Genomic DNA, 20,646 nt, shown 5'->3' on the forward strand with positions numbered 1-20,646 from the left:
GGACACGGCAGTAACCTGGGTTGCGTGCCTGATCCATCGACGTACCGACCTGCCCCCGGGTCGATTCCCGTCGAACCGGGGGTCTACCGCTTCCGCGACGTGCACGGCCGGGTCATCTACGTCGGCAAGGCGAAGAGCCTGCGCAGCCGGCTGAACTCCTACTTCGCCGACCTCGCCGGCCTCGCGCCGCGCACCCGACAGATGGTGACGACCGCCGCAGGGGTGGAGTGGACGGTGGTCAGCACCGAGGTCGAGGCGCTGCAACTCGAGTACAACTGGATCAAGGAATTCGACCCGCGGTTCAACATCCGCTACCGCGACGACAAGTCGTATCCGGTGCTGGCGGTCACCCTCAACGAGGAGTATCCCCGGTTGATGGTGTACCGCGGCCCGCGGCGCAAAGGAGTGCGCTACTTCGGCCCGTACTCGCATGCCTGGGCCATCCGCGAGACCCTCGACCTGCTGACCCGGGTGTTTCCCGCCCGCACCTGTTCGGCTGGAGTGTTCAAGCGGCACAATCAGATTGATCGACCGTGCCTGCTCGGCTACATCGACAAGTGCGCGGCGCCGTGCATCGGTCGGGTCAGCGCGCAGGAGCACAGGCAGATCGTGCTCGACTTCTGCGATTTCCTCGCCGGCAAGACCGACAAGCTGGTCCGGGAGATGGAACAGCAGATGAACACCGCGTCCGCGGAGTTGGACTTCGAGCGGGCCGCGCGATTGCGCGACGACATCGGCGCGCTGCGCCGGGCCATGGAGAAACAGGCCGTGGTGTTCGGCGACGGCACCGATGCCGATGTGGTCGCGTTCGCCGACGACGAACTGGAGGCGGCGGTCCAGGTCTTCCACGTCCGTGGCGGTCGTGTTCGTGGCCAGCGCGGATGGGTCATCGAAAAGTCCGGTGAGCCGGGGGAATCCACCCTGGAGTATCTCGTCGAGCAGTTCGTCACCCAGTTCTACGGCGATCAGGCCGAGCTGAGTGATGCCGGCGCCGTCGGTGTGGACGAGGCGACCAACCCGGTGCCCCGACAGGTGCTGGTCCCGGTACTGCCCGGCAATGCCGAACAACTCGAGACCTGGCTGGCGCAGCTACGCGGCTCGCGGGTGTCACTTCGGGTGCCGCAACGTGGAGACAAGCGGGCGCTCGCCGAGACGGTGAAGCGCAACGCGGAAGGCGCACTCACCCAGCACAAGCTCAAACGCGCAGGTGACTTCAATGCCAGAAGTGCTGCGCTGCAGAGCATTCAAGATGCGCTGGGGCTCGCGGACGCTCCGCTGCGCATCGAGTGTGTCGACATCAGTCATGTGCAGGGCACCGACGTGGTGGCGTCGTTGGTGGTGTTCGAGGACGGGTTGCCCCGCAAATCCGACTACCGGCACTATGCGATCAGGGAGGCCGCGGGTGACGGTCGCTCCGACGATGTCGCATCGATCGCAGAGGTGACGCGGCGGCGTTTTCATCGCCATGTGCACGACATGCAGCACCCCACGGAGTTGTCGGCGGAAGGCAAGTCGCGGAAGTTCGCGTACCCGCCCAACCTCTTCGTTGTCGACGGCGGTGCTCCGCAGGTCAATGCCGCTGCGGCGGTGCTCGAGGACCTCGGCATCACCGACGTCGCGGTGATCGGGCTGGCGAAACGGTTGGAAGAGGTGTGGGTGGCATCAGATCCAGACCCGCTGATCATGCCCCGCAACAGCGACGGGCTGTATCTCCTGCAGCGAGTTCGTGACGAGGCCCACCGCTTCGCGATCAGTTACCACCGCAGCAAGCGGTCCAAGCGAATGACCGCCTCGGCGCTGGATTCGGTGCGTGGACTCGGTGAGCACCGCCGCAAGGCCCTGGTCACCCACTTCGGCTCGCTGGCCAGGCTCAAACAGGCCAGTATCGACGAGATCACCGCGGTCCCAGGGATCGGCGCCGCGACGGCACGCGCGGTCCTGGAGGCCTTGGGGGTGCCGGTATCCGACTCCGCGGCCGATTCGGAAGCGCCCGCCGAGGTTATCGACGATGATCAGAGCAGGGTGTTGGGATGACTGAGCAGGAAACGAACGAGGAACTGCGCGGCGGTGCCGGCGACGAGGGGGCCCTCGAATCCAACGGCATCGACGTGGTGCTCGTGACGGGTCTTTCGGGTGCGGGCCGGGGTACCGCTGCCAAGGTGCTCGAGGATCTCGGTTGGTACGTCGCCGACAACCTGCCGCCGGAACTGATCGCGCGGATGGTTGAACTGGGGCTTGCCGCGGGTTCGCGCATCACTCAGCTCGCTGTGGTGATGGACGTGCGATCCCGGGGTTTCACCGGCGACCTGGACTGGGTGCGAAAGGATCTGGCGACCCGGAACATCACCCCGCAGGTGCTCTTCCTCGAGGCCTCCGACGACATCCTGGTTCGGCGCTACGAGCAGAACCGGCGCAGTCATCCGTTGCAGGGCAACCAGACTCTGGCCGAAGGCATCGCGGCCGAACGGACCATGCTGGCACCGGTGCGGGCAGTCGCCGATCTGGTCATCGACACCTCGGCGCTGTCTGTGCCTGCGCTTCGGGAGAGCATCGAACGCGCCTTCGGCGGTGAGGCGATCGCAGACACCAGCGTCACCGTGGAGTCCTTCGGATACAAGTACGGGTTGCCGATGGACGCCGACACCGTGATGGACGTCCGCTTCCTGCCGAACCCACACTGGGTCGACGAGCTGCGACCGCACACCGGGCAGCACCCGGGAGTCCGTGACTACGTCCTCGGCCAACCTGGTGCCGTCGAGTTCCTCGACTCCTACCATCAGCTGTTGGACGTCGTGATCGACGGCTACCGCCGGGAGGGGAAGCGCTACATGACCGTCGCTATCGGATGCACCGGCGGCAAGCATCGCAGTGTGGCGATGGCCGAGGCGCTGGCGGCGCGGTTGCAGGACGGCGCGACGTTGACGGTGCGGGTCCTGCACCGGGATCTGGGTCGCGAATGAGTGCTCGCATCGTTGCGCTCGGCGGCGGTCACGGTCTTTATGCGACCCTGTCGGCGGCGCGCCGGCTCACCTCGCACGTCACCGCTGTCGTCACCGTCGCCGACGACGGCGGGTCCTCCGGCCGACTGCGCAGCGAACTGGACGTGGTACCACCGGGTGACCTGCGAATGGCGTTGGCGGCGTTGGCTTCCGACAGCCCGCAAGGCAGATTGTGGGCGACGATCATCCAACATCGATTCGGTGGTAGCGGCGCCCTGGCGGGTCATCCGATCGGCAATCTGATGCTGGCCGGACTCAACGAGGTGCTCGTCGACCCGGTGGCGGCGCTGGATGAACTGGGCCGCGTCCTGGGTGTCAAGGGCCGGGTGTTGCCGATGAGCCCGGTCGGACTCAGCATCGAAGCCGACGTCGTCGGGCTGGAATCCGACCCGCGGGTCAGCCGCGCGATCCGTGGCCAGGTGGCCATCGCCACCACGGTGGGCAAGGTGCGCCGGGTCCGGCTACTGCCCAGCGATCCACCAGCCACCCGGCAGGCGGTCGATGCCATCATGAACGCCGACCTGATCGTGCTCGGGCCGGGTTCGTGGTTCACCAGCGTCATCCCGCACGTCCTGGTGCCGCAGTTGGCCGCGGCCCTGCAGGCCACCTCGGCGCGACGGGCTCTGGTGCTCAACCTGGTGGCCGAGCCGGGGGAGACGGCGGGCTTCTCGGTGGAGCGCCACATCCACGTCCTGGCGCAGCACGCACCGCAGTTCACCGTCCACGACATCATCGTCGATTCCGACAGCGTGCCCAGCGACCGTGAGCGGGAGCAGTTGCGCCGCACCGCCCGAATCCTCGATGCCCACGTTGAGTTTGCTGACGTTTCCAGACCTGGTACACCTTTACATGACCCGGCGAGGCTGGCCGCGGCGTTGGAGGGGGTTCGAAGGCGCGGCGCGGCGACAACCGGCACGACCCAGGCGACGCCGCCGGTTCTGCCCGCACCGACAGTGAACGGACCGAGAGGTGACCACCCGTGGCGATGACAGCCGAGGTCAAAGATGAGCTCAGCCGGCTGGTGGTCAATTCAGTGAGCGCACGTCGCGCCGAGGTGGCCTCCTTGCTGCGTTTCGCCGGCGGTCTGCACATCGTGTCCGGGCGGGTGGTGGTCGAGGCCGAGGTCGACCTCGGGATCATCGCGCGCAGGCTGCGCAAGGACATCTACGACCTCTACGGCTACAACGCGGTGGTTCACGTGCTGTCCGCGAGCGGTATCCGCAAGAGCACGCGATACGTGGTGCGGGTCGCCAAGGACGGAGAAGCGCTCGCGCGCCAGACCGGTCTGCTCGACCTGCGGGGGCGGCCGGTGCGCGGCCTGCCCGCCCAGGTCGTCGGCGGAAGTGTCGCCGACGCCGAGGCCGCTTGGCGCGGAGCGTTTTTGGCCCACGGCTCGCTGACCGAGCCGGGCCGGTCCTCGGCACTGGAGATCAGCTGCCCGGGACCCGAGGCTGCCCTGGCCCTCGTGGGTGCGGCCCGGCGCCTCGGCGTCAGTGCCAAGGCGCGCGAGGTCCGCGGCAGCGACCGGGTGGTGGTCCGCGACGGCGAGGCCATCGGTGCGCTGCTCACTCGGATGGGCGCCCAGGACACCAGGCTCACCTGGGAGGAGCGGCGGATGCGCCGCGAGGTGCGGGCGACGGCCAACCGGCTGGCCAACTTCGACGACGCCAACCTGAGACGGTCGGCGCGGGCGGCCGTGGCGGCCGCCGCGCGTGTCGAACGCGCGCTCGAGATCCTCGGCGACACGGTGCCCGACCACCTGGCCGCCGCGGGCAGTCTCCGGGTCGCTCATCGGCAGGCCTCGCTCGAGGAACTGGGACGGCTGGCAGATCCGCCGATGACCAAAGACGCTGTGGCCGGACGAATTCGGCGCCTGCTGTCGATGGCCGACCGCAAGGCCAAGCAGGACAACATCCCCGACACCGAGTCGGCAGTGACCCCGGATCTGCTGGAAGACGCCTGACGTGTTGGTCGGCGTCGCCTATCCGGACCCGCCGTTCAATGCGATGCCCGGTGACACCGGCCTCGACATCGAGTTGATGACGGCACTGGCAGAGACGCTCGGCGAACCTGTCGAATTCGTCGCCTACGCGGGTGTCGACGGGTCGGACGGCGACGGTTTCGACGGCATCTTCGACCGGTTGGCGGCCGGTGAGTACGACTGCGTCGCCGCGGGCACCACCGTGACGTCTGCGCGCGAACGCCGAGCGACGTTTCTTCCGCCGTACCTGATCTCGGGACAATCCATCGCCGTCGACACCGGCCGACTACCGCACGTGCACTCCACCGACGACCTGGTCGGCCTGACGATCGGTGTGCAACGCGGCAACACCAGCGAGCAGATCGCCGAGCGACTCGTCGCCGACGGCAAGGCGGCGCAGGTGCGTGTCTACGACTACAGCGCCATCGGCACGGCGATCTCCGACCTCGCCACCGGCGACTGCGACGTGGTGATGAAGCTCGCGCCCGTGCTCACCGAACTGGTCAAAGCGTCGCCCGGAGTCGAGGTGGTCCAGCGTGGTCTGAGCGTGGAGGACATCGCGATTGCGGTCGCAACGGCCGACCAGGCGCTCGCCGGCAGGTTGCGGGTGGCTCAGGCCGAACTGGAGGCGGCGGGCACGCTGCAGCAAATGCGCCGCAAATGGTTGGGAAATCCCTACGTCGACCAGAGCCTGGGAATGCTCTGACATCGGCGGGGACAGGCCGCGCGCAGCGAGAAGGACAAGCACTAGGCTGGGCGCCGAGCGGTGCTGAAGATGTAGGTGACCGAACGGTGCAGTTCAACCGATACAGAGGAGAGAGACGTGACGATCCGGGTAGGCGTGAACGGCTTCGGCCGCATCGGGCGCAACTTCTTCCGCGCCCTGGACGCGCAGAAGGCGGCAGGAAAGAACACCGACATCGAGATCGTGGCGGTCAACGACCTCACCGACAACGCCTCGCTGGCCCACCTCCTGAAGTTCGACTCCATCCTGGGCCGGTTGCCCTATGACGTCAGCCTCGAAGGCGAGGACACCATCGTCGTCGGCGACGTCAAGATCAAGGCGCTCGAGATCAAGGCCGGACCGTCCGAACTGCCGTGGGGTGACCTCGGTGTCGACGTCGTGGTCGAATCGACGGGCATCTTCACCAACGCCGCCAAGGCGAAGGGCCACCTCGACGCGGGCGCCAAGAAGGTCATCATCTCCGCGCCGGCCACCGACCCCGACATCACCATCGTGCTCGGCGTCAACGACGACAAGTACGACGGCAGCCAGAACATCATCTCCAACGCGTCGTGCACCACGAACTGCCTCGGGCCGATGGCCAAGGTGCTCCACGACGAGTTCGGCATCGTCCGCGGCCTGATGACCACGGTCCACGCCTACACCCAGGATCAGAACCTGCAGGACGGCCCGCACAGCGACCTGCGTCGCGCGCGCGCCGCCGCTCTGAACATCGTGCCGACCTCCACGGGCGCCGCCAAGGCCATCGGTCTGGTGATGCCGGAGCTGAAGGGCAAGCTCGACGGCTACGCGCTGCGGGTGCCGATCCCCACCGGTTCGTGCACCGACCTGACGGTGGAGCTGACCAAGGCCGGGTCCGCCGAGGAGATCAACGCCGCGATGAAGGCAGCCGCCGAGGGCAAACTCAAAGGCATCCTGAAGTACTACGATGCGCCGATCGTCTCGAGTGACATCGTCACCGATCCGCACAGCTCGATCTTCGACTCGGGTCTGACCAAGGTCATCGACAACCAGGCCAAGGTCGTCTCCTGGTACGACAACGAGTGGGGCTACTCCAACCGCCTGGTCGACCTGGTCGGCCTGGTCGGCAAGTCACTCTGAGGGCGAGCGAAGCGACGGGGAATCAGGTAGATCCGATGGGCATCAAGTCGCTCGAAGACCTTCTGGCCGAGGGAGTTTCGGGGCGGGGCGTGTTGGTGCGCTCCGACCTGAACGTGCCACTGGACGAGGACGGCTCGATCACCGACCCGGGCCGCATCACCGCCTCGGTGCCGACGCTCAAGGCGCTGAGCGACGCCGGAGCGAAGGTCGTCGTCGCCGCGCACCTCGGCAGGCCCAAGGGTGAGCCGGACCCCAGGTTCTCGCTCGCCCCGGTGGCCGCAGCGCTGGGGGAGAAGCTCGGCCGCCACGTCCAACTGGCCGGAGACGTCGTGGGGTCGGACGCACTCGCCCGTGCCGAGGGTCTCACCGACGGCGACGTCTTGCTGCTGGAGAACATCCGCTTCGACGCCCGCGAGACCAGCAAGGACGACGCCGAACGCGCGGGCCTGGCCCGGGCCCTCGTCGAGCTGGTGGGCGACGACGGTGCGTTCGTCTCCGATGGTTTCGGGGTCGTGCACCGCAAGCAGGCCTCGGTCTACGACGTCGCTGGATTGCTGCCGCACTACGCCGGCACGCTGGTGGCCACTGAGATCAAGGTGCTCGAGCAGCTGACCGACGCGGGCGAGAAGCCCTATGCGGTTGTGCTGGGCGGATCGAAGGTGTCCGACAAGCTGGCGGTGATCGAGAGTCTGGCCACCAAGGCCGACAGCCTGGTCATCGGCGGTGGCATGTGCTTCACATTTCTTGCTGCCCAAGGTCTTTCGGTAGGCGGGTCACTGCTCGAAGAGAGCATGATCGACACCTGCCGCAAGCTGCTGGACACCTACGGTGACGTGCTGCACCTCCCGGTGGACATCGTGGTGGCGGAGAAGTTCGCGGCCGATTCGCCGGCCGAGACCGTGTCCGCCGACCAGATTCCGGACGGCAAGATGGGCCTGGATGTCGGGCCGGAGTCGGTGAAGCGGTTCAGCGCGCTGCTGTCCAACGCCAGGACGATCTTCTGGAACGGTCCGATGGGGGTCTTCGAGTTCCCCGCGTTCGCAGCCGGCACCAAGGGAGTGGCCGAGGCGATCATCGCGGCCACCGGCAAAGGCGCGTTCAGCGTCGTCGGCGGCGGCGACTCGGCGGCGGCCGTGCGCCAACTCGGCCTGCCCGACGACGGCTTTTCCCACATTTCCACCGGTGGGGGCGCGTCACTGGAATACCTTGAGGGCAAGGACCTGCCCGGTATCGATGTTCTGAACTAGGAGACTTTCGTGTCGCGTAAGCCGCTGATCGCCGGCAACTGGAAGATGAACCTCAATCATTTCGAGGCGATCGCCCTGGTGCAGAAGATCGCTTTCTCGTTGCCGGACAAGTACTTCGACAAGGTCGACGTCACGGTCATCCCGCCGTTCACCGATCTGCGGAGTGTGCAGACGCTGGTCGACGGTGACAAGCTGCGGCTCACCTACGGTGCCCAGGACGTCTCCCAACACGATTCCGGCGCCTACACCGGTGAGATCAGCGGTGCGTTCCTGGCGAAGCTCGGATGCACCTTCGCCGTGGTGGGGCATTCGGAACGACGCACCTACCACAACGAGGACGACGCGTTGGTCGCCGCCAAAGCGGTGGCGGCCTTCAAGCACGGACTGACCCCGATCATCTGCATCGGCGAGCACCTCGATGTCCGGGAAGCCGGCAACCACGTCGAGTACAACGTCAATCAGCTGCGCGGCTCGCTGGCGGGCCTGTCGTCCGAACAGATCGGTCGGTCCGTCATCGCCTACGAACCCGTGTGGGCGATCGGCACGGGCCGCGTCGCCAGCGCGGCCGATGCCCAGGAGGTGTGCGAGGCCATCCGCACGGAGCTCGCGGCGCTGGCGTCCATCGACATCGCTGCGGGGGTGCGGGTGCTCTACGGCGGATCGGTCAACGCCAAGAACGTCGGCGAGATCGTCGGTCAGACCGATGTCGACGGTGCTCTGGTCGGCGGCGCGTCGCTGGACGGCGAGCAATTCGCCACGCTTTCGGCCATAGCGGCGGGTGGACCTCTTCCCTAACCCGAGGCCCGGAGGCGCCGCCCGCGCCCTGTAGTCTGGCGGCCATGGAATTGGCCCTGCAGATAATCCTGGTCGTGACCAGTGTGCTGGTTGTGCTCTTGGTCCTGCTGCATCGTGCCAAGGGTGGCGGCCTGTCCAGCCTGTTCGGCGGCGGTGTGCAGTCCAGCCTCTCCGGCTCCACGGTGGTCGAGAAGAACCTCGACAGGTTGACGCTGTTCGTCACCGGTATCTGGGTCGTCTCCATCGTCGGCATGGCGCTGCAGATCAAATACGGCTGAGTCACCTCCCAGGTGCCTCACCCTGCGCTCGAACAGCTCGCACTCGATACTTGAACACATGACTGAGCTCTCCGACGCGACGTCGGACACTGCCCTCGAGCCGATCGGCGCGGTGCAACGCACCCAGGTGGGCCGAGAAGCCACCGAACCGATGCGTGAGGACATCCGGCTGCTCGGCGCGATCCTGGGCGATACCGTCCGCGAGCAGAACGGTGACGCGGTTTTTGACCTCGTCGAACGCGCGCGGGTGGAGTCCTTCCGGGTCCGTCGCTCGGAGATCGACCGCGCTGAGCTGGCCACGCTGTTCGACGGCATCGACGTTCGGCAGGCCATCCCGGTGATCCGGGCGTTCACCCACTTCGCGCTGCTGGCCAACGTGGCCGAGGACATCCACCGCGAGCGCCGCCGGGCGGTCCACGAGAAGGCAGGCGCGCCGCCACAGGACAGCAGCCTGGCCGCCACCTACCTGAAACTCGATACCGCGGAACTGGATTCGGACACTGTCGCCGACGCCCTGGTCGGCGCGCTGGTCTCGCCGGTGATCACCGCGCATCCGACCGAGACCCGTCGGCGCACGGTGTTCGACACCCAGCACCGCATCACCGAACTGATGCGCCTGCGCCTGCACGGGCATGCCAAGACCGAAGACGGCCGAGAAGTCGAGCGTGAGCTGCGCCGCCACATCCTCACGCTGTGGCAGACGGCGCTGATCCGGCTGTCGCGGCTGAAGATCCAGGACGAGATCGAGACGGGACTGCGGTACTACGCTGCGGCGTTCTTCGAGGTGATCCCGCAGGTCAACGCCGAGGTGCGGGCAGCCTTCCAGGCGCGTTGGCCGGACACCGAGCTACTCGAAGAACCGATCCTGCGACCGGGATCGTGGATCGGCGGTGACCGCGACGGCAACCCCAACGTGACCGCCGACGTCGTCAGGCTGGCCACCGGTCGTGCCGCCTACACCGCCCTGGCGCACTACTTCGTCGAGCTCACCAAGCTCGAGGAGGAGCTGTCGATGTCGCTGCGGCTGGTTCACATCAGCGACGAACTGACGGCGCTGGCAGAGGCCTGCCACGAGCCCGCCCGCGCCGATGAGCCCTACCGCCGCGCACTGCGGGTGATACACGCCCGGCTGACCGCCACGGCGCAACAGATCCTCGACGGGCAACCCGAGCACCAACTCGACCTCGGTCTGGAGCCCTACCCGACTCCGGGTGAGCTGTTGGCCGACCTCGACGCCGTCGACGCGTCACTGCGTGCCAACGGCAGCGCGGTGCTGGCCGACGACCGGTTGACTCGACTACGAGAAGCAGTGCGTGTCTTCGGCTTCCACCTTTCTGGTCTGGACCTGCGGCAGAACTCCGACGTCCATGAGGAAGTGGTGGCCGAACTGCTGGCATGGGCCGGGGTGCATCCCGACTACGCCTCGCTCGGTGAGTCGGAGCGAGTCGAGTTGCTGGCCGGTGAATTGGCCACCCGGCGGCCGCTGACCGGGCCGGATGCCGATCTGTCCGAGTTGGCGCGCAAGGAACTCGACATCGTCACCGCGGCCGCGCGGGCGGTGCATGTCTTCGGGCCGCAGGCCGTTCCGAACTACATCATCTCGATGTGCCAGTCGGTTTCCGACATGCTCGAAGCCGCACTGCTGCTCAAGGAGGCCGGCCTGCTCGACGCGTCGTCGGACCATCCCTACGCGCCGGTCGGGATCGTGCCGTTGTTCGAGACCATCGACGACCTGCAGCGAGGCTCCGCGGTTCTGGAAGCGGCCCTTGACCTTCCGCTGTACCGGGCGGTCGTCGCCACCCGCGGCGACAGCCAGGAGGTCATGCTCGGTTACTCGGATTCCAACAAGGACGGCGGGTATCTGGCGGCGAACTGGGCGCTCTACCGCGCCGAACTCGACCTGGTCGAGTCGGCCCGCAAAACCGGCATCAGGCTGCGGCTGTTCCACGGCCGCGGCGGCACGGTGGGCCGCGGCGGCGGCCCGAGCTACGACGCGATCCTCGCGCAGCCGCCCGGCGCGGTGCAGGGATCGCTGCGGATCACCGAACAGGGGGAGGTGATCGCCGCGAAGTACGCCGAACCCCGGATCGCCCACCGCAACCTCGAGACCCTGCTTGCCGCCACCCTGGAAGCGACGCTGCTCGACGTGGAGGGACTCGGCGACACCGCCGAACCGGCCTACGAGGTGCTCGACGACCTGGCTGCGCGGGCACAGCGGGCGTACTCCGAACTCGTGCACGAGACACCGGGATTCGTCGAGTACTTCAAGGCATCGACTCCGGTCAGTGAGATCGGTGCCCTCAACATCGGCAGCCGGCCGGCGTCGCGCAAGCCGACCACGTCGATCTCGGATCTGCGGGCCATCCCGTGGGTGCTCGCGTGGAGCCAGTCGAGGGTGATGCTGCCCGGCTGGTACGGCACGGGGACCGCATTCGAGGAGTGGATCTCCGAAGAGGACGGCCGGCTCGAGGTCCTGCAGGACCTGTACCGGCGCTGGCCGTTCTTCGCCACGGTGCTGTCGAACATGGCGCAGGTGCTGGCGAAATCCGATCTCGGTCTGGCCGCGCACTACGCGGAACTGGTCGAGGACGAGGCGCTGCGGCACCGGGTGTTCGACAAGATCGTCGACGAGCACGCCCGCACGATCCGCATGCACAAGCTGATCACCGGACAGGACGACCTGCTCGCGGACAACCCGTCGCTCGCACGGTCGGTGTTCAACCGCTTTCCCTACCTCGAACCGCTGAACCACCTGCAGGTCGAGTTGCTACGCCGGTTCCGCTCCGGCGACGAGGATGAGTTGGTGCAGCGCGGCATCCTGTTGACCATGAGCGGATTGGCTACCGCGTTGCGCAATAGCGGATAGGGCACGGTTCGGCGGCTCGAGCGACCCCGCCGATCTGCGCGGGCACCGGCCGCGGATGATCACCCCACCGCGGCGTCATCTCGTAACGGCTCAGCAGGTAGGTCATCGCCGTGGTCATCGCTGCCAACGAGAACGGCTGCGCGGGACAGGAATGTCTGCCGTGCCCGAACGCGGTGACCAGCACCGGTGAGAGCAACCCGCTCTGTTCCTGCAACCGGTGGCCACGCCACCGATCGGGACGCCACAGGTCCAGACCGGGTGCGGCCGAGGTGTTCAGCAGCGGCAGCAGGGTGGCGATCGTCCAGCCCGCAGGCACCAGGTAGGTGGCCTCGTCGGTGGCCAGTTCGACCGGCGTCAACACCGTCCGGGCCATGATCGACCGCTGTGCCAGCCTGATGCTCTCCAGCGCGCACTGCTGTGCCCGCGCGGTGTCTCCGCCCGCGATGCGGTCCCGCTCGGCGGGACGCCCGATGACGTCGACCAGCGCCCAGCCGAGCGCGGCCATCAGGTTCGACATCGACGCGATGTGGATGAGGGCGACATCGAGGGCGATACCGCGGACCCGGATATGGTCCGGTTCACCCGACCACGCGTCCACGATCCGTGCAAACAGTCCGTCGTCGGATTCAGCTGCCGGAAGGGCGAGTTCGACGATGTCGGTGATGTCGTCGAGCGCGGCGCGTTCGACGCGTTTGCCCGTGGCGGCGACCTGGGCCATGGCGTCGGGGTGCACAAAGGCGTCGGAGCCGTCCAGAGCGTCGAAAGCCCGCACCAGCCGCTCGAACGCATCACCCTGCGCGCACCCCCGGCCCGCCCACGAGGCCAGACCCATCCGGTGACCCAGTCGGCGGGTCAGGTCGAACAGGTCCACCGTTCCCTCTGGACCGAGTTCGGCACCCGTCAGTTCGAGTGCCCAGGCGAGGTTGTCCAGGTAGGAGGTCACATCGTCGCGGCGGAACAGCCCGGTGGGCAACGTCCGGCGTCCGTCGAAGAGCTCTTCGGGGAGCTTGCGGCGCAGCATCAGGAAATCCGCAACGCCCTTGCTGGCCGCCTGCTCGGGCAGTGCGTAGAACGATTCGACGCCGGTGGGGGAGAACGTGAAGAGGTAGCGGTCGTCACCGCTGTGCACGGCGAAGGTGTCGCCGTGGCGTCGGCGCGCGTCGCCGATCGTTGCGACGGCATCGGTGACGGTCACATCCCACGGCAGGCCGGTGCCGTCGGCGACCGGTGGCGGTGGCGTCGGAGCTGTCAAAGCCCGGCAGTGCGACGCACTTTGTTGACTGCGCCGCGCACCACCTGCTCGGTGGCGGCCAGGGGGGAGATCATCGATTCCCCGACGTCGACGATCCGCTCGACGCGGACGACGATGCCCTCCATCCGGTCGACCACCGAGTGCAGCCGGGGCGCCAACTCGTTGATCTGGTTGATCGTGTCGTTGAACCGCTCGAGGGTGGCGTCGAGGTTGCGGGTCGAATGGTTGAGGTCGTCGAGCGTTTCGCCGAGGCCCTCGAGAATGGTGTCGACCTGCTCGACGGTGACGTCGGCGTTCAGCGCCGCCTGCGCGAGCTTCCTGATCCGCTCGCCGCCGGTCCGGACTGCTGGTCTGTCACCTTTGTCTGCCATGTCGGCCAGTATGACGTGTGCCACAGGGGAGTCGACTATGTTCCCCCTTGATGAGGTGTCGCAGGGTTGCTCTTTTTGCCACGTGCTTCAACGGCGTGATGTGGCCTGAGACGCCGAAAGCCGTTGTGCGGCTCCTGCGTCGACTGGGATGCGAGGTTTACTTCCCGGTCGAGCAGACCTGCTGCGGGCAGATGTGCACCAACACCGGCTACGCCGACGAGGCGCTGTCGGCGGTGCGCACCTTCGTCGCTGCCTTCGGCGGATACGACGCCATCGTCGCGCCGTCGGGATCCTGCGTCGCCTCGGTCCGTCACCAGCACCGGGGGATCGCGGCACGGTCCGGAGACCGGCGGCTGCAGGACGACGTCGCGGCGCTGACGCCCAGGGTGTACGAGCTCTCGGAGTTCCTGGTCGACATCCTCGGGGTCACCGATGTGGGCGCCTACTTTCCGCACCGTGTCACCTACCATCCGACCTGTCACTCGCTGCGTATGTTGCGGGTGGGCGATCGCCCGTTGAAGCTCCTCGAGGCGGTGCGCGGCATCGATCTCGTCGACCTGCCCGGGTCCGACCAGTGCTGCGGGTTCGGTGGGACGTTCGCGATGAAAAACGCCGACACCTCGGTGGCGATGGGGTCCGACAAAGCGCGAGCCGCGCGCGAAACCGGAGCGGAAGTGCTTGTTGCCGGCGATAATTCGTGCCTCGCGCACATCGGCGGCCTGCTCTCCCGGGAGCGCAGCGGCATGCGGGTGATGCATCTGGCCGAGATCCTCGCCGCCACCGGGGACGGCCCGGCGTGACCGGGCATCCCCACGTCGGGGTCACCAACGCGTTCCTCGGGATGCCCACGTTCCAGAGTGCCGCCCGCGTGGCGTTGAAGGATTCGGTGCTGCGTGGCAACCTGACCCGCGCCACCGGCATCATCCGGGACAAGCGTGCCGCCGTCGTCGGCGAACTCGACAACTGGGAGGAGCTGCGACTTGCCGCCGAGGCCATCAAGGACGCGGCGCTGCACCGGCTCGACGAGCACCTCGAGACGTTCGAGGCCAATGCGACCGCGGCAGGGGCGACGGTGCACTGGGCGCGTGATGCCGAGGAGGCCAACCGCATCGTCGTCGACCTGGTGCGTGCCGCCGGCGCCTCTGAGGTCGTCAAGGTCAAGTCGATGGCCACCCAGGAGATCGAGCTCAACGAGGCACTGGCCGCCGCGGGCATCAACGCCTGGGAGACCGACCTGGCCGAGCTCATCGTCCAGCTCGGTGACGACTGGCCCAGCCACATCCTGGTGCCGGCGATACACCGAAACCGGGCCGAGGTGCGGGAGATCTTCCTGCGGGAGATGGGCAAGGTCGGGCGCCCGGCTCCCGACGATCTGAGCGATGATCCCCGACGGCTTGCCGAAGCCGCCCGGCTGCATCTGCGGGAGAAGTTCCTGCGAGCCAGGGTGGCGGTGTCGGGCGCCAACTTCGCGATCGCCGACACCGGCAGCCTGGTGGTGGTCGAGTCCGAGGGAAACGGCCGGATGTGCCTGACACTGCCGGAAACCTTGATCTCGGTCGTCGGGATCGAGAAGGTCCTGCCGTCGTGGCGCGACCTGGAGGTGTTCCTCCAGGTCTTACCGCGCAGCAGTACCGGCGAGCGGGAGAACCCGTACACCTCGATCTGGACCGGGCCGGCAGCCGGGGACGGTCCTCGCAACGTGCACATCGTGCTGCTGGACAACGGACGTACCCGGGTGCTGGCCGACCCGCAGGGCCGCTCCGCGCTGCGGTGCATCCGGTGTTCGGCGTGCCTGAACGTCTGCCCGGTCTACGAACGCGCCGGTGGTCACTCGTACGGTTCGGTGTATCCGGGGCCGATCGGGGCCGTGCTGACCCCGCAGTTGCGCGGCACCGGCAGCGACGTCGACAAGTCGTTGCCCTTCGCCTCGAGTCTGTGCGGGGCCTGCTTTGACGTCTGCCCGGTGCGCATCGACATTCCGGCAATGCTGGTGCACCTGCGCACCCGGGTGGTTGACGAGAATCGTGGGGGCGTGCCGTCGGGGGAGCAGCTGGCCATGAAGGCCGCGGGCTGGCTGTTCGCCGATCACCGCAGGCTCGAGGCTGCGGAGGCAGCCGCTGGTGTCAGCGGAAAAGTGTTGCGTAGCAGGCTCCTGGGCGCCAAGCAGACTCTGCACTCGCTGCCCTGGCCGGCTCGCGCCTGGTCGGATGCCCGCGATGCGCCGGTGCCGCCGACCGAGTCGTTCCGGTCCTGGTGGACGCGCACCGACGGGGGTCGCGATGAGTGATGCCCGAGCCGAGATCCTCGGACGCCTCCGAGACGCGCTGGCCGACCGGCCTGCGGTGCCGACGGTGCCGTGGGTCTACGGGCGTGCGGTCGGCACCGGCGACCTCGACGTCGTCGGACGGTTTGTGGAGCGGGTGGCCGACTACCGGGCCCGCGTCGAACGCGTTCACGTGACGGGCACCGGAGGTGCGATCGAGGCGGTGCTGCAGGGGTACGGGCGAGTGGTCGCCGATTCGGCGGTGCGGGCCGCGTGGCCGACCAGCGCCCGGTGGGTCGACGACGTCGGGCTGACCAGCCACGACCTCGACCGCGTCGACGCTGTGGTCACCACGGCGGCGGTGGCGATCGCGAACACCGGAACCATCGTGCTCGACCATGGTGCCGGTCAGGGACGGCGGGCGCTGAGCCTGGTTCCTGACGTGCACGTGTGCGTCGTGCATGCCGAGCAGATCGTCGACGATGTCCCGAATGCGGTAGCGCGACTGATGGATTCAGGTCTGCACACCAGGCCGTTGACGTGGATCAGCGGCCCCAGTGCGACCAGTGACATCGAGCTGGACCGGGTCGAAGGCGTGCACGGACCCCGCACGCTGCATGTCATCGTCGTCGGCTGAGTCGAACCGACTGAGCCCCGGAGCCCGAGTCAGATCTGGCCGGGCATACCCGTGCCCACCGAGGGCATCGGCGGGGTCACCGGCATCGGTGGAGTCACCGGCATCGCCGGCGGGGCCATCATCGGTGGCGGTGCGATCGGGGGTGCTGCGATGGGTGGCGGTGCGATCGGGGGAGCCGCGATGGGTGGTGGTGCGATGGGTGGTGGTGCGATCGGCGGTGCTGGTATCGGTGGTGCGGCAGGCGGCGGCGGAGTCGGCAGGGCGTACGGGCCGCCTGCGCACACGGGGTTGGCGGGCTGGCTGATGCACCCGGGATCTGCGGGGCCGGTGGGAACGTCGTAAGGACCGCCCAAGCACGCAGCGACCTCGGGCATCGCCGCACATCTGGGGTCATCCGGGCTGGTCGGAACACCGGAATCGGGATTCGGGGGCGGCGGAGGTGTGGCGGCCGCCGGCGCGGTCGCACCCGACGCGGCCAGACCGACAAACGCTACAGCCACAGCGGTCCGGGTCAATGCGCCGCGTACCCGCGAAGCCAATTGCCGACTCATCCGTTTCTCCTCATCGGGAATCGCGATCGACCGTTAAAACATTTGCTGTCGCGACCGTTCGCCGCCCATCGTTGCACGGCTGATTGTTCCCTGGGAGTAGAACACCAAAAATTCATCGCACCGTGGGAACGGCGATGATGGCGCTGTCCACCCAGTTTGGAGGTGTTCGAACGACGTCATGGCCCGAATCCGGATTGGCAAGCGGATCCGTTTCAGGCGTCGCACGACCGGTGAGGAGTGGATATCCGCTAATTATCGCCAATGTCTATTCGGTAGCTCAGAAGTCGATTGAGCCATTCGCCGGAATTGCATTCCAGCAGGCGTCTAGTCGTACTTTCGATGCTGGAATGCAATTCCGGCGACAGTTTGCGCGCAGCCTCAGAGCTTGGAAGCCGCTTCTTCGTCGAGAAGCCACACCGTCGACTCGCTGCCGATCGCACCCGCCGCGGGGATGTCCACCGGCTTGGCGCCGCCGATCGCCGCGGCTACCGCCTCGGCCTTGGCTGCCCCGGAGACCACCAGCCAGACTTCCCGTGACCGCCGGATCGCGGGCAGCGTCAGCGTGATGCGGCGCGGCGGTGGTTTCGGCGAGTCCGTCACTCCGACCACCAGCCGTTCGGTCTCCTGGACGGCCGCAGTGTCGGGGAACAACGAGTTGATATGGCCCTCGCCCCCCATGCCCAGCAAGTGCACGTCGAATTCCGGTCCGGCTTCGAAGCTCTCGTCCAGCAGTTGGGCGTATCCCTGCGCGGCCGCGTCGAGGTCGTCGCCGAACTCGCCGTCAGTCGCCGCCATCGCGTGCACATTGGTGGCCGGAATCCCGATGTGATCCAGCAACGCTTCACGGGCCTGCTTGTCGTTGCGCTCGTCGTCGTCGGCGGGGACGAAACGTTCGTCGCCCCAGTACACGTGCACCCTGTCCCAGTTGATCTCGTCGCTGCGCTCACGGACCCGCTCCAGCAGCGCGATACCGGTTCCGCCGCCGGTCAGCACGACGGCCGCTTCACCTCGCGCGGCAATCGCGTCGATGATCGTGCCGACCAGACGGTCGCCGGTCGCCTTCGCCAACTCGGCAGGGTCGGAGTAGGTTTCGACGATCGGACTCATATGTAGACCACCTTGTCGATGCCTCCCAGCGCTTCGTGGTAAATCTCGTCGGGGTCGAGTCGGCGCATGTCCTCGGCCAAGCACTCCCGGGTTTCCCTGCGCGCCAACGGAACAAGTGCGTCCGGCTTGGCCGTGCGGGTGATCGTGGCAGTGATGCCCTCCTGTGGGCGACTGAGGGTGATGGTCTCGGTGGGACGGACCAGTTCGACCTTGAGCTCGCCGACGGCGCGTTGCACCTGGCCGTCGATGCGACTTGCCAGCCAGCCTGCCAGGATGTCCAGTGCGGGTTCGGTCTTCAGCCCCGACACCACCGCCGAGGTGACCGGTTCGTGTGGCGCCTGATCCAGCGCCGACGTCAGCAGCGCTCGCCAGTAGGTGATCCGGCTCCACGCCAGGTCGGTGTCACCCGAGGTGTACCCCTTGAGCCGGCTCTTGATGCACTCCAGTGGGTCAGCGCCGTTGGTCGCATCCGTGATCCGGCGGATCGCCAACTTGCCCAGGGGATCGTCGGCGGGTACCCGGGGCGCGACATCGGGCCACCACGTCACGACAGGGGTGTCAGGCAGCAGAAACGGCATCACGACACTGCTCGCGTGCTTGGCCAGTGGGCCGGACAGTCGTAGCACGACGACCTCGTTGGCTCCGGCATCCCTGCCGACGCGCAATTGCGCATCGAGACGGGCCTTGTCGGCAAGGCGGTCACCAGGAGTCACGACGATCACCCGACACGGGTGCTCCCGGCTGGCAGCGTTGGCGGCCTCTATCGAATCTTCCAGCAGCGCTTCACTATCCGGTGCGATGACCAACGTCAGGACGCGACCGAGCGTGATGGCACCGCCTTCCTCGCGGAGTGCGACGATCTTCTTGTTGATGACGTCGGTGGTGCTGTCCGGCAGATCGACGATCATGGCCTTCTCCATTCGCGGCCCGACCGTTGCAGCATCTCGAATGCCGAGGCGGGGCCCCAGGTTCCTGATTCATATGCGTCTGGCGTGCCGTGCGACGACCAGTACTCCAGTGCGGGATCCAGGATCTTCCAGGCCAACTCCACCTCCGCGTTGAGCGGGAACAGCGAGGGCTCACCGAGCAGCACGTCGAGGATCAGGCGTTCGTAGGCCTCGGGGGAGTCCTCGGCGAAGGCTGAGCCGTAGGAGAAGTCCATGCTGACATCGCGGACCTCCATTTTGTTGCCCGGAATCTTGGAGCCGAATCGCAGAGTGATGCCTTCGTCAGGCTGCACCCGGATCACCAGCGCGTTCTTCCCGAGTTCCTCGGTCATGGTCGCGTCGAACGGCAGATGAGGCGCGCGTTTGAAGATCAACGCGATCTCGGTCACCCTGCGCCCCAACCGCTTACCGGTACGCAGATAGAACGGCACGCCGGCCCAGCGGCGAGTGTCGATATCAACCGTGATCGCTGCGAAGGTCTCCGTGGTCGAGGTCTTGGAGAATCCCTCCTCATCGAGAAGGCCGACGACCTTCTCGCCGCCCTGCCAACCGGCGGCGTATTGGCCCCGCGAGGTGTTGAGGTCCAGCGGCTCGGCGAGTTGGGTCGCCGAAAGCACCTTGATCTTCTCGGCCTGCAACTCCGACGGGTGAAAGCTCACCGGTTCTTCCATCGCCGTCAGCGCCAGCAACTGCAGGAGATGGTTCTGGATCACGTCGCGGGCCGCGCCGACGCCATCGTAGTAGCCGCCGCGGCCGCCCAGCCCGATGTCCTCGGCCATCGTGATCTGGACGTGGTCGACGTAGTGGGCATTCCAGACCGGCTCGAACAATTGATTGGCGAAGCGCAGCGCCAAGATGTTCTGGACGGTCTCCTTGCCCAGGTAGTGATCGATGCGGAACACCGACGACTCGGGAAAGACGCTGTTCACCAAGGTGTTAAGATCCTCGGCGCTGGACAGGTCGTGGCCGAAGGGCTTCTCGATGATCACCCGGCTCCAGGAGCCGTCCGTCTTCTTGGCCAGTCCGGATTTGGACAGCTGCTGGAGCACCTGCGGGAACGCCTTCGGCGGAATCGAAAGGTAGAACGCGTGATTGCCGCCGGTGCCCCGCTCGGCGTCAAGCTTGTTCAGGGTCTCACTGAGCTGCTCGAACGCCTTGTCGTCGTCAAAAGTGCCCTGCACGAACCGGAACCCCTCCGCCAGCCGGTCCCACACCTCCTGACGGAACGGCGTGCGCGCGTGCTGCTTCACCGCGTCGTAGACGACCTCGGCGAAGTCTTCGTCCGCCCAGTCCCGGCGTGCGAAGCCGATGAGCGAGAAGCTGGGGGACAGCAGGCCGCGGTTGGCCAGGTCGTAGATTGCCGGCATCAGTTTCTTGCGGGCGAGATCGCCCGTCACACCGAAGATCACCACCCCGCACGGTCCGGCGATGCGCGGCATTCGCTTGTCCCGCTTGTCGCGCAGCGGATTCACCCAGGTGTCGGAGCCGGTGCTGCTGTCACCCATC

19 protein-coding genes are annotated in these 20,646 nt (G+C 67.1%); 14 read left to right on the forward strand and 5 right to left on the reverse strand.

Annotated features, from left to right (window positions below):
- Positions 1-24: 24 nt before the first annotated feature.
- The 10 genes from uvrC to ppc all read left to right on the forward strand — a co-directional run bounded on the left by uvrC (position 25) and on the right by ppc (position 12,012).
- Positions 25-2,034, forward strand: coding sequence for an excinuclease ABC subunit UvrC (gene uvrC / locus ABDC78_RS13130; RefSeq protein ID WP_178359139.1), 2,010 nt, complete (start codon positions 25-27; stop codon positions 2,032-2,034).
- Positions 2,031-2,960 (forward strand): RNase adapter RapZ, encoded by a 930-nt coding sequence (gene rapZ, locus ABDC78_RS13135; protein ID WP_178359140.1) that lies wholly within the window; start codon positions 2,031-2,033, stop codon positions 2,958-2,960. The genes uvrC and rapZ overlap by 4 nt, the downstream gene beginning before the upstream one ends.
- A complete protein-coding gene (gene yvcK / locus ABDC78_RS13140; RefSeq protein ID WP_178359141.1) occupies positions 2,957-3,988 on the forward strand; it encodes a uridine diphosphate-N-acetylglucosamine-binding protein YvcK in 1,032 nt (343 codons plus the stop codon). Before rapZ ends, yvcK begins: the two co-directional genes overlap by 4 nt.
- Positions 3,985-4,962, forward strand: a complete 978-nt coding sequence (gene whiA / locus ABDC78_RS13145; RefSeq protein ID WP_178359316.1) for a DNA-binding protein WhiA — start codon at positions 3,985-3,987, stop codon at positions 4,960-4,962. Before yvcK ends, whiA begins: the two co-directional genes overlap by 4 nt.
- 43 nt (positions 4,963-5,005) lie before the next feature.
- Positions 5,006-5,686, forward strand: a complete 681-nt coding sequence (locus tag ABDC78_RS13150; protein ID WP_218620791.1) for an ABC transporter substrate-binding protein — start codon at positions 5,006-5,008, stop codon at positions 5,684-5,686.
- Between the two features lie 117 nt (positions 5,687-5,803).
- Entirely contained in the window at positions 5,804-6,826 is a 1,023-nt protein-coding gene (gap, locus tag ABDC78_RS13155) for a type I glyceraldehyde-3-phosphate dehydrogenase (RefSeq protein ID WP_178359142.1), read from the forward strand.
- Positions 6,827-6,861: 35 nt separating this feature from the next.
- A complete protein-coding gene (locus ABDC78_RS13160; protein ID WP_178359143.1) occupies positions 6,862-8,073 on the forward strand; it encodes a phosphoglycerate kinase in 1,212 nt (403 codons plus the stop codon).
- A gap of 9 nt (positions 8,074-8,082) precedes the next feature.
- The gene (tpiA, locus tag ABDC78_RS13165; protein ID WP_178359144.1) at positions 8,083-8,868 is read left to right on the forward strand and encodes a triose-phosphate isomerase; all 786 of its coding nucleotides are present in this window, start codon (positions 8,083-8,085) and stop codon (positions 8,866-8,868) included.
- A gap of 44 nt (positions 8,869-8,912) precedes the next feature.
- Positions 8,913-9,146, forward strand: coding sequence for a preprotein translocase subunit SecG (gene secG, locus ABDC78_RS13170; protein ID WP_178359145.1), 234 nt, complete (start codon positions 8,913-8,915; stop codon positions 9,144-9,146).
- Positions 9,147-9,204: 58 nt separating this feature from the next.
- Positions 9,205-12,012 carry a phosphoenolpyruvate carboxylase gene (gene ppc, locus ABDC78_RS13175; RefSeq protein WP_178359146.1) on the forward strand — a complete coding sequence of 936 codons (2,808 nt, stop codon included), beginning with the start codon at positions 9,205-9,207 and terminating at the stop codon, positions 12,010-12,012.
- Here the strand turns inward: ppc and ABDC78_RS13180 are convergent.
- Positions 11,987-13,264, reverse strand: coding sequence for a cytochrome P450 (locus ABDC78_RS13180; protein WP_178359147.1), 1,278 nt, complete (start codon positions 13,262-13,264; stop codon positions 11,987-11,989). The genes ppc and ABDC78_RS13180 overlap by 26 nt on opposite strands.
- A complete protein-coding gene (locus ABDC78_RS13185; RefSeq protein ID WP_178359148.1) occupies positions 13,261-13,635 on the reverse strand; it encodes an ATPase in 375 nt (124 codons plus the stop codon). Before ABDC78_RS13185 ends, ABDC78_RS13180 begins: the two co-directional genes overlap by 4 nt.
- Before the next feature lie 50 nt (positions 13,636-13,685).
- Between ABDC78_RS13185 and ABDC78_RS13190 the strand changes: the two genes are divergently transcribed.
- The 4 genes from ABDC78_RS13190 to ABDC78_RS13205 are packed head-to-tail and all read left to right on the forward strand — an operon-like array spanning position 13,686 to position 16,877.
- Positions 13,686-14,435, forward strand: coding sequence for a (Fe-S)-binding protein (locus tag ABDC78_RS13190; RefSeq protein ID WP_178359149.1), 750 nt, complete (start codon positions 13,686-13,688; stop codon positions 14,433-14,435).
- Between the two features lie 41 nt (positions 14,436-14,476).
- Positions 14,477-15,922, forward strand: coding sequence for a lactate utilization protein B (locus ABDC78_RS13195; protein ID WP_218620793.1), 1,446 nt, complete (start codon positions 14,477-14,479; stop codon positions 15,920-15,922).
- Complete coding sequence (locus ABDC78_RS13200) at positions 15,915-16,535, forward strand: lactate utilization protein C (RefSeq protein WP_178359151.1); 621 nt, start codon at positions 15,915-15,917, stop codon at positions 16,533-16,535. The genes ABDC78_RS13195 and ABDC78_RS13200 overlap by 8 nt, the downstream gene beginning before the upstream one ends.
- Positions 16,536-16,586: 51 nt before the next feature.
- Positions 16,587-16,877: a hypothetical protein gene (locus ABDC78_RS13205; RefSeq protein ID WP_178359152.1), complete on the forward strand. Its 291-nt coding sequence runs from the start codon at positions 16,587-16,589 to the stop codon at positions 16,875-16,877.
- A 587-nt stretch (positions 16,878-17,464) separates the two neighbouring features.
- On the opposite strand, the gene pgl is transcribed toward ABDC78_RS13205, so the two are convergent.
- From pgl to zwf, 3 genes are read right to left on the reverse strand one after another with little or no spacing between them, the layout of a single operon-like run.
- Positions 17,465-18,193, reverse strand: a complete 729-nt coding sequence (pgl, locus tag ABDC78_RS13210; RefSeq protein WP_178359153.1) for a 6-phosphogluconolactonase — start codon at positions 18,191-18,193, stop codon at positions 17,465-17,467.
- Entirely contained in the window at positions 18,190-19,101 is a 912-nt protein-coding gene (opcA, locus tag ABDC78_RS13215) for a glucose-6-phosphate dehydrogenase assembly protein OpcA (RefSeq protein WP_178359154.1), read from the reverse strand. The genes pgl and opcA overlap by 4 nt, the downstream gene beginning before the upstream one ends.
- Positions 19,098-20,645, reverse strand: a complete 1,548-nt coding sequence (gene zwf / locus ABDC78_RS13220) for a glucose-6-phosphate dehydrogenase (protein ID WP_178359155.1) — start codon at positions 20,643-20,645, stop codon at positions 19,098-19,100. Before zwf ends, opcA begins: the two co-directional genes overlap by 4 nt.
- Between the last annotated feature and the right edge of the window lies 1 nt (position 20,646).

Source organism: Mycobacterium sp. DL, from assembly GCF_039729195.1.
Classification (GTDB): Bacteria; Actinomycetota; Actinomycetes; order Mycobacteriales; family Mycobacteriaceae; genus Mycobacterium; species Mycobacterium hippocampi_A.

Bases quoted from the DNA above. Each gene is read 5' to 3' on its own strand.
- rapZ (WP_178359140.1), top strand. From the start codon at position 2,031: ATGACTGAGCAGGAAACGAACGAGGAACTGCGCGGCGGTGCCGGCGAC.
- yvcK (WP_178359141.1), top strand. From the start codon at position 2,957: ATGAGTGCTCGCATCGTTGCGCTCGGCGGCGGTCACGGTCTTTATGCG.
- whiA (WP_178359316.1), top strand. From the start codon at position 3,985: ATGACAGCCGAGGTCAAAGATGAGCTCAGCCGGCTGGTGGTCAATTCA.
- ABDC78_RS13150 (WP_218620791.1), top strand. From the start codon at position 5,006: ATGCCCGGTGACACCGGCCTCGACATCGAGTTGATGACGGCACTGGCA.
- ABDC78_RS13160 (WP_178359143.1), top strand. From the start codon at position 6,862: ATGGGCATCAAGTCGCTCGAAGACCTTCTGGCCGAGGGAGTTTCGGGG.
- secG (WP_178359145.1), top strand. From the start codon at position 8,913: ATGGAATTGGCCCTGCAGATAATCCTGGTCGTGACCAGTGTGCTGGTT.
- ppc (WP_178359146.1), top strand. From the start codon at position 9,205: ATGACTGAGCTCTCCGACGCGACGTCGGACACTGCCCTCGAGCCGATC.
- ABDC78_RS13185 (WP_178359148.1), bottom strand. From the start codon at position 13,635: ATGGCAGACAAAGGTGACAGACCAGCAGTCCGGACCGGCGGCGAGCGG.
- ABDC78_RS13190 (WP_178359149.1), top strand. From the start codon at position 13,686: ATGAGGTGTCGCAGGGTTGCTCTTTTTGCCACGTGCTTCAACGGCGTG.
- ABDC78_RS13195 (WP_218620793.1), top strand. From the start codon at position 14,477: ATGCCCACGTTCCAGAGTGCCGCCCGCGTGGCGTTGAAGGATTCGGTG.
- ABDC78_RS13200 (WP_178359151.1), top strand. From the start codon at position 15,915: ATGAGTGATGCCCGAGCCGAGATCCTCGGACGCCTCCGAGACGCGCTG.
- pgl (WP_178359153.1), bottom strand. From the start codon at position 18,193: ATGAGTCCGATCGTCGAAACCTACTCCGACCCTGCCGAGTTGGCGAAG.
- opcA (WP_178359154.1), bottom strand. From the start codon at position 19,101: ATGATCGTCGATCTGCCGGACAGCACCACCGACGTCATCAACAAGAAG.
- zwf (WP_178359155.1), bottom strand. From the start codon at position 20,645: ATGGGTGACAGCAGCACCGGCTCCGACACCTGGGTGAATCCGCTGCGC.